The following is a 16,252-nucleotide window of genomic DNA, read 5'->3' as shown; positions in this document are numbered from 1 at the left end:
TCCCATGCGTTCTGGCGTGACCAGGCGACGCTTTCGCGACATTCGCGTGACGATTCCGTGACCTGTGACTGCGCCCGCAACCGGCGGATGTCAGTCCCTGACCTGCCGCACGCTGTGATGGATGCGGATGCGCACCTCGTCGGGTTCACTTGCGACGGCGCGCATCAGCGCGCGCATGTCGCCGCGCGCGGTGTTCAACTGATCGATCAGCGACATCACCAGTTGCAGCGAATCCTCGGGCAACTGATAGCCCTCGCTGAGATCGCACAGCAGTTGCAACCGCGCCACGTCCGCCTCTCGGAAACCCGGACCTTCGGGCGTCACGACGGGCTGCACGATTCGGGCGTGCAGGAATGTCCGCAATCTGGGCTGGGTCAGATCGTCGATCAGGGTGACGACCTCGGCTTCGGAATAATAGCGGGTCATGACGTCATTCCCCGGCGCGGATCATAGCCATGAGACCGGCGCCATTCTTCCATGAAACGGGACAGATCTTCATCCACCGTGGGCGGCATCACGATCTTCAGTTCGACCTGCTGATCGCCGCCATTGATCCCGCGCCCGCGAAGGCGCAGCTTCTGTCCACTGCTGGCGCCTTTCGGAATCGTCAGGTTCACCGGCCCGTCGATGGTCGGGGCGGCGATCTTGCCGCCCAGCACCGCCTCGTCGATCCCGATGGGCAGGATCAGGAAGATGTCATCACCCTCGCGCCGGAAATCGGGATGGTCGGCGACGGAAACGGTCAGATAGGCGTCGCCCGGACCGCCCTGCCCCATGCCCGCACCGCCCTTGCCCTTCAGCCGGATCGTCTGGCCATCGCGGACGCCTTTCGGGATCGTCACCTCAAGGCCGCCGCCGTCGGGCAGTGTGATGCGCGTCTTGCCACCCTTGGCGGCAGTCATGAAATCGACTTCCAGCGAGAAGCGATAATCCTGCCCGCGCATGTGGAAGTCGCGGCCGGTCCCCTGCTGGAAACCACCCTGCCGGAACCCCGCCCCCGCGCGGCCACCGAACAGATCCGAAAAGACGTCCGACAGATCCGGATCGCCGTCGAAGCCATAGCTGCGCGCATAAGGATTTCCCGCGGCTTCGGCATGTTCACGATAGGTGCGGCGCTGCGGACGCTCTTGCCCCTGTTCGTCGATTTCGCCAGCGTCGAAGCGGCGGCGCTGTTCTGGATCCTTCAGCAGGTCATAGGCCGACGACGCGGCCTTGAACCGCTCTGTCGCGGCGGCATCCGGGTTCAGGTCCGGATGGTCTGTCTTGGCGATCTTGCGATACGCCTTCTTGATATCGGCGTCGGTGGCCGATCTGGTCAGCCCCAGCGCCGCATATGGATCGCCAGCCATTCACGGCCCCCATCACTTGCCTTGCTTGTCAACAAGATAAGCGCAGTGTCGATTTCATCAATGCCCGTCTGGACCAAAGCCGCGGAAACCATGCCGCAACCCGAAAAGCGCCTAGTAAGGCAGCGGGTGTTCCTTGTGCAGACGGTCGATCGCCTTGACCAGATCCTGCGACATGGATCGATCCAGCCCGGCGATCAGATGATCAAGCTGGTCGATATCCGTTGCCCCGATGATCGGGATATTCTTGAACGGCCTGGTCAGCTGCCAGGCGATGGCCATGTGCACCGGATCCCACCCATGTTCCGCCGCCAGCCTGTGATATGCCTCGGTCGCCGCGATTGCCCGCGTGGTCTTGCGCCCGCCCAGATTGCCCATCCCGCCGGTCTGCTTGTCCACCGCCGCGCGACTGCCATCGGGCAACGCCCCTCCCGCGTATTTTCCCGTCAACAGACCGGCGGCAAGCGGCGAGAATCCCAGCAGCGTCACATCCTCCTGCAACGCAGTTTCGGCAAGATCCGTGTCGTATAGCCGGTAAAGCAGGGAATATTCGTTCTGGATCGCGGCAACACGCGGCCCGCCCACGCGATCGGCAACGTCGCACCAGCGCGCCAGCCCCCATGCCGTTTCGTTGGACAGTCCGAAAGCCCGCAGCTTGCCGGACGACACGGCCTCGCCCACCGCATCAAGGATATCAGCCATGTGATCCAGAGCCTGCTGCTTGCCGGGGGTCGGCGCATAGGTCCAGTTCTGCCGGAATGCCCATGTGCCGCGAACCGGCCAGTGAAGCTGATAGAGATCGATCCGGTCGGTCTGCAGCCTGCGCAGCGAGGCATCGATGCAAGACCTCACCGTGGCGCCGTCATAGGGCGAACTGTCGCGCACCATCTGGCTGGGGCCGGTGATCTTGGTGGCGATCTGAACCCGGTCACGATTGCCGTCGCGCGCCATCCAGCGGCCGATGATCTCTTCGGTGACGCCGATCGTCTCGCGACGCACGGGATTGACGGGATACATCTCGGCGGTGTCGATGAACGATATGCCCGCATCGGCGGCCCGGTCCAGCTGTGCATGCGCGTCGGGTTCCGCCGTCTGGCTGCCGAAGGTCATGGTGCCAAGACAGATTTCGCTGACCTCGACATCGCTGCCGCCAAGTTTCACATGCTTCATCGCTGTCCCCGAAAAAGTTGAGCCGCGCCCGACGCTAGCGATAACGCCGCGCGGCGCAACCCCGGCCGGGCTCAGTCTCGCCGATACCCGGAAGACGCCGCGATGAGGTGTCGGGTATAGTCCTGCCGCCCCGCCCCGCGGCGCAGCGCCGCGACATCCATCGTCTCGACGATCCGGCCATGCTGCATCACCGCCAGCCGGTCGCACATGTGGCCGATGACGGCCAGATCGTGGCTGACCATCAGATAGGTCAGCCCATGCTCGGCGCGCAGATCGGTCAGCAGGTTCAGGATTTCGGCCTGAACGCTGACATCCAGCGCGCTGGTCGGTTCATCCAGCAGCAACAGGCGCGGCTGGCCGGCAAGGGCACGGGCGATGGCAACGCGCTGACGCTGACCTCCGGAAAGCTGGTGCGGATAGCGGAACCGGAACCCGCGCCCCAGCCCGACATCGTCCAGAAGCTGCGGAATGCGACCGTCGATATCGTCCATTCCCTGCAGCTTCAGCGCCTCGCTGAGAACGGCATCGACGGAATGGCGCGGATGCAGGCTGGCGTAGGGGTCCTGAAAGACCATCTGGACGGATCTGTAGAAGTCGCGATCGCGGCGATGGCCTTCAAGTTGCTGCCCGTCCACTTCGATCCGGCCTGTCCAACTGTCCACCAGCCCTGCGATGGCCCGCAGGATCGTGGACTTTCCCGAACCGGATTCGCCCACAAGGCCGAAGCTTTCCCCCGCGGTCACGTTGAAACCGGCATCCTTCACGGCGTCCACGCGATCCGGCGGCAGCCCAAACCACACATCGAGATGTTCGATCTTCAGCATTGCGGCACCACTGGCATCAGGTGATCTGCCGCTGCCCGCATGATATCCTTGCAAGGAAGACGTCGCATCAAAGTCCCCCCGGAAATTCGGTTTCCAGGCTTTCGGTGATCGTGTCAGCGTCGCGCCAGCTGTCCTGACGCTGCAGCACCGGCAGGCGGCTGGTCGGGGCATCAAGGCGCGGCAGGCTGTTCAGCAAGCCCTGCGTATAGGGGTGCCGCGCGTCATGCAGGTTCTTCGCGGTCAACGTCTCGACGACACGTCCGGCATACATGATCAGCACCCGATCGCAGAACTGGGCGACAAGATTCAGGTCGTGGCTGATGAAGATCAGCCCCATGCCGCGATCGGTGACCAGACGATCCATGATATTCAGAACCTCGGTCCGCACAGACACGTCCAGCGCCGATGTCGGCTCGTCCGCGATCAGGATCTCGGGGTCGGGTGCCAGCATCATCGCGATCATGATGCGTTGCCCCATCCCGCCCGACACTTCGTGAGGATAGGCCTGCATCACCCGTTCGGGATCGCGGATCTGGACCGCGTTCAGCATGTCCAGCGCCTTTTGGCGTCCTGAATCCTTGCCACCGCCGGCATGCAGGCGATAGGCCTCGATGATCTGGTCGCCGATGCTCATCACCGGGTTCAGGCTGAATTTCGGATCCTGCATCACCATGCTGATGCGGCTGCCGCGGATCTTGCGCATCTTGCGTTCGGGCAGGTTGAGGATCGGCTGACCGTCCAGATCCATGCGGTCGGCGGTGACCCGGCCGGGCGGACGGACAAGGCCCAGGATCGCACGGCCGGTCATCGACTTGCCGCTGCCGGATTCGCCCACGACACCCAGACGTTCGCGCCCCAGATCGAAGCTGACGCCGCGCACGGCCTCGAAGACGCCCTGTCGCGTCGGAAAGGCCACGCGCAAATCGCGCACCGAAAGCAAGGGATCGGTCATTCCTTGCCTCCTTTCGGGTCCAGCACGTCGCGCAGCCCGTCACCCAGCAGGTTGAAAGACAGCGACACGATGAAGATGGCCAGCCCCGGCATGGCGGCAACCCACCAGAAATCAAGAATATAGGTCCGTCCGTCCGAGATCATCGCCCCCCATTCCGGCATCGGCGGCTGCGCACCCAGACCAAGAAAGCCAAGTCCCGCCGCCGAGAGGATGATCCCCGCCATGTCCAGCGCCACCCGCACGATCAGCGAGCTGATGCACAGCGGCCAGATATGCCGGATCAGAAGACGCATCGGGCCCGCACCCTGCAGCCTGGCGGCGGCGATATAGTCGGCATTGCGGATGGTCAGCGTCTCGGCCCGCGCCAGCCGGGCATAGGGCGGCCACGCCGTCAGCGCCAACGCCAGGACCGCGTTGCCGATACTGGCGCCAAGTGCGGCCACGAAAGCCAGCGCAAGGATCAGCTTGGGAAAGGCCAGAAAGATGTCGGTGATCCGCATCAGCACCTGATCCAGCCAGCCGCCGGCGAAGCCCGCCACCGTGCCGATGAACAGCCCGATGATCGGCGCGATCAGCGCGACGGTTCCGACGATGAACAGGGTGATGCGCGCGCCATGTATCAACCGCGACAGGATATCCCGCCCCAGCGCGTCGGTACCCAGAAAATGTTCCGCAGAAGGCGGCGCCAGCCGACCGCCCAGATCTTGCGAGAACGGGTTTTGCGGCGCGATCCAGGGCGCGAAGATCGCCGTGAAGATCAGGATCACAAGGATGATCAGCCCGAACATCGCCAGCTTGTTGGCACGAAAGGTCAGCCACCCCTGATAGATCGCCCCCAGTCGCGCCTGCCGGCGGGTCTGCGGCGCATCCGAAAGCAGCCAGTCGCGTCTCGTCTGGCTCATTTCGACCTCGGATCAAGCACGCGGTACAGAATGTCGCTGAGCAGGTTCAGCGCGATGAAGCAGGTCCCGATGACGATGGTGCCGCCCAGAACCGCGCTCATGTCACCGGCCAGCAGCGCCTTGGTGACGTATTGGCCAAGACCCGGCCATGAAAAGATGATCTCGGTCAGCACCGAGCCTTCAAGAAGCGACCCGAAGGACAGCGCGATGACCGTGACCAGCGGGATCGCGATATTGCGAAAGGCGTGCCGCCAGATCACCGCCGTCTCGGACAGCCCCTTGACGCGAGCGGTCGTGACGTATTCCGAACCCAGCTGTTCAAGCATGAAGCTGCGCGTCATGCGGCTGATATAGGCAAGGCTGAAGTAGCCCAGAAGCGATGCGGGCAGGATGATGTGCGAAAACGCGTCCTTGAATGCGGCCCAGTCCCCCGCCAGCAGGGAGTCGACAAGGATCAACCCGGTCACGTCAGGCACCATGCCGTCATAGATGATGCCCTGCCGGCCCGGCCCGCCGACCCAGCCGAGAATGCCGTAGAACAGCAGCAGCCCCATCAGACCCAGCCAGAAGATCGGCATGGAATAGCCCACCAGCGCCACCACCCGCGCGACCTGATCGATGATCCCGCCGCGCTTGGCGGCCGCGATCACGCCCAGGGGCACGCCGATGCTGACACCGATCAGCGTTCCCAGCGTCGCCAGTTCCAGCGTCGCGGGAAACACATGCTTGATGTCGTCGATGACCAGTTGCCCCGTCGAGATCGACCGGCCAAGGTCGCCGGTCAGCACGTCGCCGATATAGCCGATGAACTGGATCACCAACGGCCGGTCCAGTCCCATCGCCTGATAGGCGGCGTCGTATTGCGCCTGGCTGGCGCGGTCGCCGACGACCTTCAGCACCGGGTCGATCGGCATGACGCGCCCGATGATGAAGGTCACAAGCAGCAAGCCCAGAAGGGTCAGCGCCAGTGACAGCAGCGTGCCAGCGACGCTGCGCAATCGTCTGCGCCGGGCCGCGTTGCGGTCCGCGCGCGAGGGGGGCGGGGTCTGTCCCCGCCCGCCCGGATCGGTGTCGGTCACGGCCAAGCGCTATTCGCCCTTGGTGACCTGATGATACATGACCGAGGTGACCGAGCCGCCGGCGTTCCAGTTCTGGACATTTTCCTGCAGGCCGGTGTTCTCGACCCGCTGGAACAGCGGGATGATCGGTGCCTCTTGCTGATATTGCGTCTGGATGTCGCGATACATCTGGGCGCGCTTTTCGCCGTCCTGTTCCAGGGTGGCTGCAACCGTGGCCTTGTTCATCTCGTCGGGCACCGCATAGGAATTGCGCCATGCGAGCAGCCCGGTGGCCTGCGCCTCGTCGCTGTTGTCGGGATTATAGGCAAAGGTCGCCGCATTGGTGTTCGGATCCGAATAATCCGGACCCCATTCGCCCAGGAAGATCGGCACCTCGCGTGCGCGATAAGCGTCCAGCACCTGCGCCCCGGTCATCTGTTCGATGTTCAGGGTCAGGCCGGCCTCGGCCATGCTGGCCTGCAAGGCCTGAGCGGTATCCACATATTCGCGCAGATCGCGGATCTTCGTGGTGATCGTTCCGCCCTCGATCCCCGCATCCGCCAGGATCTGCTTGGCCTTTTCGACGTCATAGCTCCAGGGATTGTCCTCAAGCGCGCCCAGATACCCCTCGGGCAGGAACGCCTGATGGGTCTTGAACATACCCTTCAGGAAACTGCCGGTGATCCCCTCGTAATCCACCAGATGCTTCATCGCCTGAACCACGGCGGGGTTGGACAGAAGTTCATCCTTCTGGCTCAGCCCCATGTAAAGGATGCGTCCGCGGGGTTCATCCTGGATCTTGACGCCATCGGCACTGCCCAGCGCGTCCACGTCGGTGGGCGTCAGGTTTCGTGCGGCATCGATGTCGCCCTGTTCCAGCAGCAGACGCTGCGCGCTGGATTCTGCCACGTTGCGCACGATGACGCGCTTCATTTCGGACGCGCCCTGATAATAATCCTCGTAGGCGGTCAGCTGCACGGCCTCGTTCGGTCGCCAGGCGGCCAGCTGGAACGCGCCCGAACCTGCCTCGTTCGTGTTCAGCCAGGTGTTGCCCATGTCCTCGCCCTGCACGTTCGCCATCACGGTTTCCTTGTCCACCACGCTGGCGATCATCGCGGTCAGGCAGTTCAGGACGAAGGACGGTGCATAGGGCTGATCGAGGTTCAGGGTCAGCGAATCGCCGTCGAAGGTGATCTTTTCCTCGACATTTTCTGGGGTGAAGCCGAACTGGGTCAGGATGAACGCGGGCGTCTTGTTCAGCTTGACGGCCCGCTGCAGCGACCAGGCCGCATCCTCGGCGCGCACCGGATTGCCGGAATGGAACGTCACGCCCTCGCGCATGGTGAAGGTGATCGACATGCCGTCTTCGGCCACTTCCCAGCTTTCGGCAAGCGCGGGCTTGAACCCCGCCTCCATGTCCAGCGGGTCGAAATCGACCAGCCGGTCATAGGTGTTGCGATTGACGTCATTGCCCGAGAATTCGAAGGTCTGCGCCGGATCAAGACTGATGATGTCGCTGATGTCGGTGGCGATGACCAGTGTGTCGGCCGGGGTTTCCGCATAGGCGGCGGGTGCAATTGCCAGTGCAGAGGCAAGAAGCAGCGCGCGCGGTGTCAGCAAATGTTTCATGAGGTTGTTCCCTGTCGTTTTGGGTCCGGCCCCGTTCCGAGGGGCTTCATTTTGTGCAGGTTGGCGCATGGCCGCGCGGCTGGCAAGGGGCCTTACCGTGGCCAGGACCGGGATCGGCGCGAATACGACCTCAAGCTTACTCGAACCCCCATTCGCCGTCGCCCAGGGCGGGTGCGGCACGTTCGCTGCCGATCCGACTGCGTGACATGGCGATCGGGCTGCGCAGTCCTGTGATGCCTTCGGGCGCGATCTGCAGGCCGCGGGCAACAACCTGAGGGTCGGCCAGCGCTTCGGCCACGTCGTTGACCGGTCCGGCCGGCACGCCCCGGCCCTCGAACGCGGCGATCAGATCGGCACGGCTGCGCCTTCGGGTGGCCGCGGCAAGACGCGGCACCAGCCGGTCGCGATTCGCCACCCGCGCCGGATTCGTTGCGAAATCAGGGTTTGTCGCCAGATCCGACAGATCCAGTATGTCACACAGCGCGGCGAATTGCCGGTCATTTCCGCAGGCGATGATCAGATGCCCGTCGGCGGCTGGAAACAGCTGATAGGGCACGATGTTGGGATGCGCGTTGCCCAGACGATGCGGCACCGTGCCGCCCAGCAGGTAATTCGTGGCCTGGTTCGCCAGCACCGCCACGCCGCAATCCAGCAGCGACAGATCCAGTCGCTGCCCCAGCCCCCCGCGCGCGCGTTCTGCCAATGCGGCCTGCACCGCGATCACGCCGTAAAGCCCGGTGAAGATGTCGATCCACGCGACGCCGACCTTTTGCGGCTCTGCGTCCGGTTCGCCGGTCAGATCCATGATCCCCGACATGCCCTGGATCAGGAAATCGTAGCCCGGCTGGCTGGCCCGCGGCCCGTCCTGACCAAACCCGGTGATCGACGCATAGACAAGACCCGGATTGCGGGCCGAAAGGGTTTCGTAGTCCAGCCCGAATTTGCGCAGGCCGCCCAGCTTGAAGTTTTCGATCACCACATCGGCGCTGTCGATCAGCGTTTTCAGTCGTTCCAGGTCCTGCGGATCGCGGAAATCACAGATGACAGAGCTTTTGCCCCGGTTGGCGGCATGGAAATAGGCCGCGACACGTTCGCTGGTGCCATCGGCGCGGGGCCGGTCGATGAAGGGTGGCCCCCAGCGCCGTGTGTCGTCACCCTCGGGCGCCTCGACCTTTATGACTTCGGCGCCCAGATCGGCCAAGGTCTGGCCCAGCCACGGGCCCGCAAGGATGCGGGCCAGTTCGACGACCTTCAGCCCCTTCAGCGGCGCGTCAGCCAAAGGCCTGCAATCCGGTCTGCGCACGGCCAAGGATCAAGGCGTGGACGTCATGCGTGCCCTCGTAGGTGTTCACGGTCTCAAGGTTCTGCGCATGGCGCATCACGTGATATTCGATCTGGATGCCGTTGCCACCATGCATGTCGCGGGCCATACGCGCGATATCCAACGCCTTGCCGCAGTTGTTGCGCTTGACGATCGAGATCATCTCGGGCGCGAACTTGCCTTCGTCGAACAGCCGGCCCACGCGCAGGCTGGCCTGCAGGCCAAGCGCGATCTCGGTCTGCATGTCGGCCAGCTTCTTCTGGTACAGTTGGGTGGCGGCCAGCGGCCTGTTGAACTGATGGCGGTCCAGACCGTATTGGCGGGCGCGGAACCAGCAATCCTCGGCCGCGCCCATCACGCCCCAGCTGATCCCGTAGCGCGCACGGTTCAGACAGCCGAAGGGACCGCCCATCCCTTCGATATTGGGCAGCAGCGCATCTTCGCCGACCTCGACATCCTCCATGACGATCTCGCCGGTGATGGAGGCGCGCAGGGACAGCTTGCCGCCGATTTTCGGTGCGGAAAGGCCCTTCATCCCCTTTTCCAGGACAAAGCCGCGCACCTTGCCGCCATGCGCCTCGGATTTGGCCCAGACGACGAAGACATCGGCGATTGGGGCGTTGCTGATCCACATCTTCGCCCCGTTCAGGACATAGCCGCCTTCGGTCTTCCTGGCGCGTGTCTTCATGCCGGCGGGATCGGATCCGGCATCGGGTTCGGTCAGGCCGAAACAGCCGATGAATTCGCCCGAGGCCAGCTTGGGCAGGAATTTCTGCTTCTGCTCCTCGCTGCCATAGGCTTCGATCGGGAACATCACCAGCGACGACTGGACCGACGCCATGCTGCGATAGCCGCTGTCGATGCGTTCGATTTCCCGCGCAACAAGGCCATAAGACACGTAGGACGCGCCGACGCCGCCATATTCCTCGGCTACGGTGACACCCAGCATTCCGGCGGCGCCCATCTCGCGGAAGATCTCGGGGTCGGTATGTTCGTTCAAATAGGCGTCCTGCACGCGCGGGGCCAGACTTTCGGCGGCAAAGGCGGCCGCACTGTCGCGGATCATGCGTTCTTCTTCGCCAAGCTGGTCCGACAGCAGGAACGGATCTTCCCAGGTGAAAGCTGCGCCATTGTGCGATTTCGTGGACATCTGAATCCTCCTTGACGGGTCACGTCATTCTGGGGGCAACTTGTAACGCTTGGCAACCGGCGCGGAAAACGGATAATCCGCATCAGTTCATGCATGGGATGAATGATGCGCGCCAGACGGTTCCTGCCCAATCTCAGTCTTCTGCTGGCCTTCGATGCGGTGATGCGCACAGGATCCGTGACCGCGGCAGCACATGATCTGTCGTTGACCCAAAGCACGGTCAGTCGCCTGATCCAGACGCTTGAGACGCAGCTGGGACAGCAACTGTTCTTACGTCAGCGCAAACGTCTTGTTCCGACCGACGCGGCGCGACGATATTTCGGGCAGATTTCGTCCGCGCTGGACATCGTGCAGCGCGCCAGCATGTCGCTGATCGCCAATCCGGATGGCGGCACCCTGACGTTGGCGGTTCTGCCGACCTTCGGCACACGCTGGCTGGCGCCCCGGCTGCCCGATTTCCTGTCGGCCAATCCCGGCGTCTCGGTCAATCTTGCGACACGCTTCGCGCGGTTCAATTTCGATGCCGAGCCGTTCGACGCGATGATCTGCTTCGGTCATGACGACTGGCCCGATGCACGCCACCTGAAGCTTTTCGACGAACGGATGACGGCATGCGCTGCGCCCGACTACCTGAAAAACCGACCCATCACCGGTCCCACCGATCTGCATGACAGGGTGCTGTTGCAACTTGAGACGCGTCCTGGCGCGTGGCCGGCATGGTTCGCCGGACAGGGTGCCGCAGCCCCCGCCCGTCCCGACGGGATGATGATGGACCAGTTCTCGATGATGATTCAGGCGGCGATCTCGGGCCTGGGGATCGCACTGCTGCCCGACTATCTTGCGCAGATCGAGATTGCCGAAAACAGACTTCAACCGATCCTGCGACCCGCGGTGCCGGGGCCAGGGGCGTATTGGCTGGTCTGGCCCAAGGCCAAGGACGACCTTGCCGCCCTGAAGGCGTTTCGTGCGTGGCTGACCGCGACCTTGTCAGAGGCCGAGCATGCTTCCTGAGACGCTCTGACCTCGGCCAGCGTCTTGACCCGCCGCCAAACCCGCGCAATCCAGCAACTGACCGATGAACCTGTTGACGAGGATCGCGATGGACCTGACCGACGACATGCAGATGGTGCCGGACCGCGACGTTGCCGAGATGACGGAATGGCGCTGGCAGCTGCATCGCCACCCCGAACTGTCGGGACAAGAGGTCGAAACCGCGAATCGCGTGATCGCGATGCTGTCACCGACGCAGCCGGACGAAATCCTGACCGGGTTGGGCGGGCACGGTGTCGCGGCGGTCTATGACAGCGCGAATGCGGGCACGACGCTGATGCTGCGCTGCGAACTGGACGCTCTGCCGATCCAGGAAATATCGTCGCGTCCCTATCGTTCGACGGTGCCGGGCAAGGCACATCTGTGCGGTCATGACGGGCATATGGCGATTCTGGCCACGGTCGCGCGCTGGCTGGGGCGCAACCGACCCCGGCAGGGGCGTGTGATCCTGATGTTTCAGCCCGCCGAAGAAGACGGTTCGGGTGCGGCAAAGGTGATCGCCGATCCTCGCTTTGCGAAGATAAGGCCGGATGTGGCGCTGGCGTTGCACAATTATCCGGGCCTTGCGCGCGGCATGGCCATGCTGGCGGAAGGACCGATGAACTGTGCCTCGCGCGGCATGAAGATCATCCTGACCGGGCGGACGGCACACGCATCGCAACCCGAACACGGGATCTCGCCCGCGAATGCGCTGGCCGAGCTGATTCCGCGCCTGACCGCGCTTGGCACCGGCGGGGCCGTCTCTGATCCGGATTTCTCGTTGGTCACGATCACCCATGCGTCGATGGGCGAACAGGCATTCGGCATCGCGCCCGGCGAGGCGCAGATCTGGGCCACACTGCGAACCCGGCAGGACAGCGGCATGGACAGGCTGGTCACCGAGGCAAGCCGGGCCGTTGCCGACGCAGCGCGGGAAAGCACGCTGGAGTTCGCGATCAGCTGGCACGACGTGTTTCAGCATTGCGAGAACGACCCCGAGGCGACGGAGATTCTGCGCAACGCACTGCTCGCCGAGGACATCGCGATCCGGGCCGACGGCCTTCCCATGCGCGCGTCCGAGGATTTCGGCCGTTTCGGCGGCGGCGCCCGTGCGGCGATGTTCCTGCTTGGGGCGGGACAGGACGTCGCCAGCCTGCACAACCCGGACTACGATTTCCCCGACGCGCTGATCGCACCCGCCGCTCGTGTCTTCATCCGCTGCGTCGCGCAGGTGACGGGCTAGCCTGTCACCTGCGTTTGTTCGCATGCACGCATCACGGTTTCATGCGCCTGAACCATCAGACGGCCTCGACCACCAGTGCGCCCCGGTGACTGATCACCTTGCGGCTCAGATCATGGGCGCTGCGTATGGATGCCTCGATCCCGGCACCCTGCAATCGCGCGGCCAGGTAGCCCGCATTGAAGCTGTCGCCCGCCGATGTCGTGTCCACGGGCACCGCGCGTTCCAGCCCGTCCACCACACCTGCGCCTTCGGCACCGCCGAAATGGATCGCCGCGCCACCCGCCTTGACGATCACCTGACGCGATCCGCAGGACAGATAGCGCGCGACCGTGGCCAGCGGATCGGCGTCGCCGAAATGATCGCGTTCATCGTCATGGCTGGGCAGGATCAGATCGGCCAGCGCGGCAGCGGTTTGGGTCTGGTCGCACATCGTGTGGGCGTCCGACCACAAGCGTGGACGCAAATTCGGGTCGAACACGATCTGTGTGCCCTGCGCGCGCGCCTGCCGCAGCGCTTCGAACAGCGCCGCGCGTCCACCGGGTGACAGGATCGCGACGGTAATTCCCGAAAGATAGGCGATGCCGCAACCCTGCAAGGCGTCGGCCAGCACCTGCGGATCGTCGGCAAGCCGACGCGCCGCCGAATTGTCGCGCCAATAGCTGAAGCTGCGTTCACCATCGGCCAGCGATATCGCATAGAGACCGATCTCGTGCCGGGGATCCTGTCCGACATGACGCGTCAGTATGCCTTCGGCGGCCAGAAAATCGACAGCCTTGCGCGAGAACTCTCCGGTCCCGACACGGGTGAAATAGCCGATCTGCCAATCTGCGGGCAGCAGGCGGCGCAGATACCAGGCGGTGTTCAGCGTGTCGCCAGCGATACCTAGCTGCCACAACCCGGCTTGCGGGGATTGCGACAGCTCGACCATGCATTCACCGATCGAAAGGACGGATTTATGCATCACGCGACCGCCTCTTGCTTCATGACCTCGCGCAGGCCGAGACTGCGGATCTCGGTCAGCTTTCGGACGACAGTCCGCATGAAGTCAGTGCTGCCTGTCACGCCTGTCGGCACCAGGCCGGGCAATGCCAGTACCGATCCGGCAAGCGTCCCGGAATCGCCCCCTGCCTCGCGAGTCAATTTCAGCAGCGCAGGCCCACGCGGGTCGTTCGGGGTCTCGTCCCGGTCGGCAAGCGCGGCCAGCCAAGCCAGCCAGGTTGCCACGGCGAACGCGAAGGGGCGCGTATCGCCGCCCGTCTTCAGGGTATCGGCGGTCGGTGCGAACCAGCGCTGCGGCAGCTTCTCGGTCCCGTCCATGGCGATCTGTCGCGTCTGATGGGCAATCGCAGGGTTGGCGAAGCGGTCCATCAGTGCCCGTGCATAGCGGTCGGGATCAAGCCCCGCGCCCCTTGGCAATGTCTCACCGGCGGCCTGCATGTGCCGCAAGATCAGCGGTGCCAACTGAGGATCGGCGACCGCGTCGCGGACATGTGGCAGGTCCAGCAGTTGCCCTGCATAGGCGATCAGCGAATGCGCGCCGTTCAGCATTCGCAGCTTCATCGCCTCGTGCGAGCGAACGTCGCGGACAAATTCGGCGCCGCCCGCCTCCCATGTCGGGCGGCCTTGGGGGAAATGATCCTCGATCACCCATTGGCTGAACGGTTCGGTCTCAACAGCAGCAAGATCGTCACGCCCGGTCAGATCCCGCACATCCTGCAGCGTCTTGTCGGTCGTGGCGGGGGTGATGCGATCCACCATCGTCGCCGGAAAAGCAACCTCGTCTTCGATCCAGCCCCCCAGTGCCTTGTCGGTGCGCCGCGCGAAGCCAAGAACGCCTGCGCGCAACAGGGGACCGTTATCGGGCAGATTGTCGCAGGACAGGACCGTGAAGGGGCTGATACCGTTCGATCGGCGCTTCGACAGCGCCGCCGTGATGATCCCCAGAACCCCCTGCGGCGCATCTGGCCTTTGCAGGTCGGCCGCCACGGCGGGGTGGTCGTCGTCGACATCCATCGCGGCCCGGTCGATGCCATAGGCCTTTTCCGATACTGTCAGTGACAGAATGCGGATCGCCGGATCGCACGCCGCGCGCAGGATCGCGGCAGGATCGCCGCCAAGCGCCGCGCTGTGCGCGCCGATGATTCGGGCTTGGTCCTGCCGGTCACGGATCAACACCGTATAAAGCCCATCCTGTTCCCCCATGGCCTGTGACACGTCGCGGCTGCGCAGATTTGCGCCCAGGATGCGCCAGTCTCCGCCCGCATCGGCCAACGCATCATCGGTTGCCACCGCCTGATGCGCGCGATGAAAGGCGCCAAGCCCAAGATGCAGGATCCCGGTTCCGTGCGCAGTACGGTCATAGCGCGGGGTCAGGACGTTGGCAGGCAGGTCGTCAAGATCGGTCAGGCGCGTCGTCATGCGACCCCCTTGTGGCTTAGGGCGGCCTCGATCCCGCGCAGTTCGGCAAGACCTTTCAGCCGGCCGATGGCGGGATAACCTGGCTGTCCGCCGCGGCCGATATCGTCAAGAATGTCCTGCCCATGGTCGGGCCGCATGGGGATTGACGCATCCGCGCGTCCGGCGCGGCGCCTGCGCGCCTCTTCCCGCAGGACGGACGCCACCAGCGCAACCATGTCAGTCTGTCCGCCCAGATGTTCGTCCTCGAAGAAGCTGCCGCGAATATCATCGCCGTCGCGCCGGACATTGCGCAGATGCAGGAAATGCACCCGATCCCCCAACCGGTCCATCATGCCCGGCAGGTCGTTGTCGGGACGCGCACCCAGCGACCCCGAACACAGCGTGATGCCGTTTGCCGGCAGATCGACCGCCGCCACGCGTTCCGCATAGTCGGCCTCGGTCGACATGACGCGCGGCAGACCCAGAAGGCCGAAGGGCGGATCGTCGGGATGACAGCACAGCCGCACACCGATTTCCTGCGCGACCGGCACGACCAATTCAAGAAAATCGTGGAAGTTCCGGCGCAGGACCGCATCCGTCACCGGCGCATAGCTGTCCAGCAGGTCACGGACATCCTGAAGGCTGAAGCGTTCGGCAGCGCCGGGCAGGCCGAAAATCACGTTCCCGGCAAGCTGTTCACGGCGAGGGTCATCCATTTCGGCGTAACGGCGTGCGGCCTCGGATCGGATCTCGTCGGAAAAATCCTCGGCCGCGCCGCGGCGCTGCAGGATGTGGATGTCGAACGCCGCGAAATCGATGAAATCAAAACGCATGCAGGTCGCCCCGGACGGGCGCTTCCACGCCAGATCGGTCCGCGTCCAGTCCAGAACGGGCATGAAATTGTAGCAGATCACGTCGATGCCGGATGCATTGAGGTTGCGCATCGAGGCGATCCAGCTTTCTACATGAGCGCGCCATTCGCCGGTCTGGGTCTTGATCGCCTCGCTGACCGGCAGGCTTTCGACCACCTCCCACGCCAGCCCGGATGGCGTGCCGTCCTTCATCATCGCCAGCTCGTCCTGCCTGCGGGCGATCTGGTCCATTGGCCAGACAGCACCGGTCGGCAACTGGTGAAGCGCCGTCACGACACCTTGCACACCGGCCTGACGCATGTCGTCAATGGAAACCCTGTCTTGCTTCCCGAACCAGCGCCACGTGTGTCGCATCCACC

Annotated in this window: 15 protein-coding genes; 2 read left to right on the top strand and 13 right to left on the bottom strand. The window is 64.1% G+C overall.

The features are described from left to right. Positions 1-90: 90 nt before the first annotated feature. The 10 genes from MU516_RS13670 to MU516_RS13625 form a co-directional block, all read right to left on the bottom strand. The gene (locus MU516_RS13670) at positions 91-426 is read right to left on the bottom strand and encodes a hypothetical protein (protein ID WP_260277787.1); all 336 of its coding nucleotides are present in this window, start codon (positions 424-426) and stop codon (positions 91-93) included. Continuing rightward, positions 423-1,349, bottom strand: a complete 927-nt coding sequence (locus MU516_RS13665) for a DnaJ C-terminal domain-containing protein (protein ID WP_260277786.1) — start codon at positions 1,347-1,349, stop codon at positions 423-425. Before MU516_RS13665 ends, MU516_RS13670 begins: the two co-directional genes overlap by 4 nt. A 111-nt stretch (positions 1,350-1,460) precedes the next feature. After that, positions 1,461-2,516 (bottom strand): aldo/keto reductase, encoded by a 1,056-nt coding sequence (locus MU516_RS13660; protein WP_260277785.1) that lies wholly within the window; start codon positions 2,514-2,516, stop codon positions 1,461-1,463. A gap of 71 nt (positions 2,517-2,587) precedes the next feature. Continuing rightward, positions 2,588-3,340: an ABC transporter ATP-binding protein gene (locus tag MU516_RS13655; protein ID WP_260277784.1), complete on the bottom strand. Its 753-nt coding sequence runs from the start codon at positions 3,338-3,340 to the stop codon at positions 2,588-2,590. A gap of 67 nt (positions 3,341-3,407) precedes the next feature. Continuing rightward, positions 3,408-4,292 carry an ABC transporter ATP-binding protein gene (locus tag MU516_RS13650; RefSeq protein WP_260277783.1) on the bottom strand — a complete coding sequence of 295 codons (885 nt, stop codon included), beginning with the start codon at positions 4,290-4,292 and terminating at the stop codon, positions 3,408-3,410. Further along, on the bottom strand, positions 4,289-5,194 hold the full coding sequence (nikC, locus tag MU516_RS13645; protein ID WP_260277782.1) for a nickel transporter permease: 906 nt from the start codon (positions 5,192-5,194) through the stop codon (positions 4,289-4,291). The genes MU516_RS13650 and nikC overlap by 4 nt, the downstream gene beginning before the upstream one ends. Further along, a complete protein-coding gene (locus MU516_RS13640) occupies positions 5,191-6,192 on the bottom strand; it encodes an ABC transporter permease (protein ID WP_260277845.1) in 1,002 nt (333 codons plus the stop codon). The genes nikC and MU516_RS13640 overlap by 4 nt, the downstream gene beginning before the upstream one ends. A 90-nt stretch (positions 6,193-6,282) precedes the next feature. Then, the gene (locus MU516_RS13635) at positions 6,283-7,881 is read right to left on the bottom strand and encodes an ABC transporter substrate-binding protein (protein WP_260277781.1); all 1,599 of its coding nucleotides are present in this window, start codon (positions 7,879-7,881) and stop codon (positions 6,283-6,285) included. Positions 7,882-8,017: 136 nt separating this feature from the next. Then, the gene (locus tag MU516_RS13630) at positions 8,018-9,160 is read right to left on the bottom strand and encodes a CaiB/BaiF CoA transferase family protein (protein ID WP_260277780.1); all 1,143 of its coding nucleotides are present in this window, start codon (positions 9,158-9,160) and stop codon (positions 8,018-8,020) included. Then, a complete protein-coding gene (locus MU516_RS13625) occupies positions 9,153-10,352 on the bottom strand; it encodes an acyl-CoA dehydrogenase (RefSeq protein WP_260277779.1) in 1,200 nt (399 codons plus the stop codon). The genes MU516_RS13630 and MU516_RS13625 overlap by 8 nt, the downstream gene beginning before the upstream one ends. A 105-nt stretch (positions 10,353-10,457) precedes the next feature. Here MU516_RS13625 and MU516_RS13620 point away from each other — a divergent pair, with 105 nt between their 5' ends. Continuing rightward, positions 10,458-11,363, top strand: a complete 906-nt coding sequence (locus MU516_RS13620; protein WP_260277844.1) for a LysR family transcriptional regulator — start codon at positions 10,458-10,460, stop codon at positions 11,361-11,363. 64 nt (positions 11,364-11,427) lie between these two features. Then, positions 11,428-12,624, top strand: a complete 1,197-nt coding sequence (locus MU516_RS13615; RefSeq protein WP_260277778.1) for an amidohydrolase — start codon at positions 11,428-11,430, stop codon at positions 12,622-12,624. 55 nt (positions 12,625-12,679) lie between these two features. On the opposite strand, the gene MU516_RS13610 is transcribed toward MU516_RS13615, so the two are convergent. Genes MU516_RS13610 through uxuA form a run of 3 tightly spaced genes read right to left on the bottom strand, consistent with a single transcriptional unit; the run spans position 12,680 to position 16,247 of the window. Further along, positions 12,680-13,585, bottom strand: coding sequence for a sugar kinase (locus MU516_RS13610; RefSeq protein WP_260277777.1), 906 nt, complete (start codon positions 13,583-13,585; stop codon positions 12,680-12,682). Beyond that, a complete protein-coding gene (locus MU516_RS13605) occupies positions 13,585-15,042 on the bottom strand; it encodes a mannitol dehydrogenase family protein (protein ID WP_260277776.1) in 1,458 nt (485 codons plus the stop codon). The genes MU516_RS13610 and MU516_RS13605 overlap by 1 nt, the downstream gene beginning before the upstream one ends. Then, positions 15,039-16,247 (bottom strand): mannonate dehydratase, encoded by a 1,209-nt coding sequence (gene uxuA, locus MU516_RS13600; RefSeq protein ID WP_260277775.1) that lies wholly within the window; start codon positions 16,245-16,247, stop codon positions 15,039-15,041. The genes MU516_RS13605 and uxuA overlap by 4 nt, the downstream gene beginning before the upstream one ends. Positions 16,248-16,252 lie beyond the last annotated feature (5 nt).

This window comes from Paracoccus maritimus (assembly GCF_025195095.1).
Classification (GTDB): Bacteria; Pseudomonadota; Alphaproteobacteria; order Rhodobacterales; family Rhodobacteraceae; genus Paracoccus; species Paracoccus maritimus.
This window is presented reverse-complemented; position numbering and strand designations above follow the sequence as displayed.